Origin of the sequence: Burkholderia sp. Ac-20392, from assembly GCF_017104585.1 — a bacterium.
Lineage (GTDB): Bacteria > Pseudomonadota > Gammaproteobacteria > Burkholderiales > Burkholderiaceae > Burkholderia > Burkholderia lata.
Genome location: NZ_JAAGPB010001030.1, coordinates 1 through 1,339, shown reverse-complemented (window position 1 = coordinate 1,339; position 1,339 = coordinate 1). Strand labels below are relative to the sequence as shown.

At 68.6% G+C, this 1,339-nt stretch carries 1 protein-coding gene and 1 pseudogene; both read right to left on the bottom strand.

Annotated elements, in window-relative coordinates; translation table 11 throughout:
• Positions 1-19: 19 nt before the first annotated feature.
• Positions 20-1,108, bottom strand: a complete 1,089-nt coding sequence (locus G3N99_RS40595) for an extracellular solute-binding protein (protein ID WP_174947315.1) — start codon at positions 1,106-1,108, stop codon at positions 20-22.
• 26 nt (positions 1,109-1,134) lie between these two features.
• Positions 1,135-1,339, bottom strand: a pseudogene (locus G3N99_RS40590) (ABC transporter ATP-binding protein); the annotation flags it as partial.

The window sequence follows — 1,339 nt, the reverse complement described above, 5'->3', positions numbered from 1 at the left end:
GGTCTGCATCGCGCGCCCCTTAGTTGCCGAGCGTGGCCTGCGACCAGAGCTGGTCGACCTCGGCCTTGCGTGCCGCCGCCTTCGACACGTCGAGCGGACGCACCTGCGGCGCCTTCGGCAGCTTCGCCGCGACGTCGGGCGCGACCGGCGTGCCGGGCACGGCCGGCCGCACGAAACCCTGCGCGAACAGCGCCTGCCCGACGTCGCTCATCACCAGGTTGAGCCACAGCTGCGCGGCGGAAGGATTCGGGCCGTTCTTCACGAGGCTCATCGCATACGGCGCCGACACGCTGCCGTCCTGCGGAATCACGACGTCGGCCGCGTCGCCCATGCCGTCGACGTACTTCGCCTTCAGGCCGTCGTTCTCGTAGCCGATCAGGATCGGAATCTCGCCCTTCACGAACTTCGCATAAGGCGTCGTGCCCTCGACGCGCAGCACGTTGCCCGCGCTCTTCAGCTTGCCGAAGAATTCCGCGCCGGGCTTCGGGTTCTCGACGCTGCCGCCGTTCGCATACGCGGCCGCGAACACGGCGACCTGCCCCTGCCCGGTCGAACGCGGGTCGAGATAGACGACCGCGTTGCGATACTCCGGCTTCAGCAGGTCGGACCAGCGCTGCGGCACGTTTTTCACGAGCTTGCGATTGACGAGGAACGCGATGTTCAGCGAGTGCACCGCGAACCAGCGGCCGTCCGCCGAGCGAAACACGTTCGGCAGCTTGTCGAAGTTGAGCGGCTTGAACGGTGCGACGACATCCTTGCTCTCCGCATCGAGTGCCGACGCGGCGAAGTAATACGCGGTATCGGCCTGCGGACGGCGGCGCGACTTGTCGAGCGCGACCACGGTCGCGGCCGAGCCGATGTCGTTGTAGGTGATCTCGACTTTCGGATAGCGCTTGCGGAACTCGGCGAACAGCGCCTTCCAGTTCGCCCATTCGGGGCCCGTGTCGAACGACACGACGAGCCCTTCGTCGGCGGCCTTCGCATACAGCGCGTCCTCGCCCGGATACAGCGGCGCGGCGTGCGCCGGCGCGGCAGCCAGCGCCGCGAACGCGCAGAGCGCCAGCACGCCGGCGCGTAGGGTCTTCACAAGAGGGTGGCCTGCAAGCATCGGGGATCTCCGTTGAATGAAAGGGGTCATTGCGCGTCCGGCGCGGCCGGCAGCACGAGCAGATGGCGCGGGTCGATCGCGATGCGCCGCGTGGCCGGCACGCGGCCTTCGCACAGCAGCGGATCGGCCGAGCCGGCGGGAATGAAGTCGTAGCGTTGCGTCGCGCCGAAGTAGCGCACGTCGCCCGGCGCGCCGTCGATGCGGTTCACGCCTTGCTCCGGCGGATCGGCC

Coding starts and splice junctions, on each gene's coding strand:
- G3N99_RS40595 (WP_174947315.1), bottom strand. CDS start 1,108: ATGCTTGCAGGCCACCCTCTTGTGAAGACCCTACGCGCCGGCGTGCTG.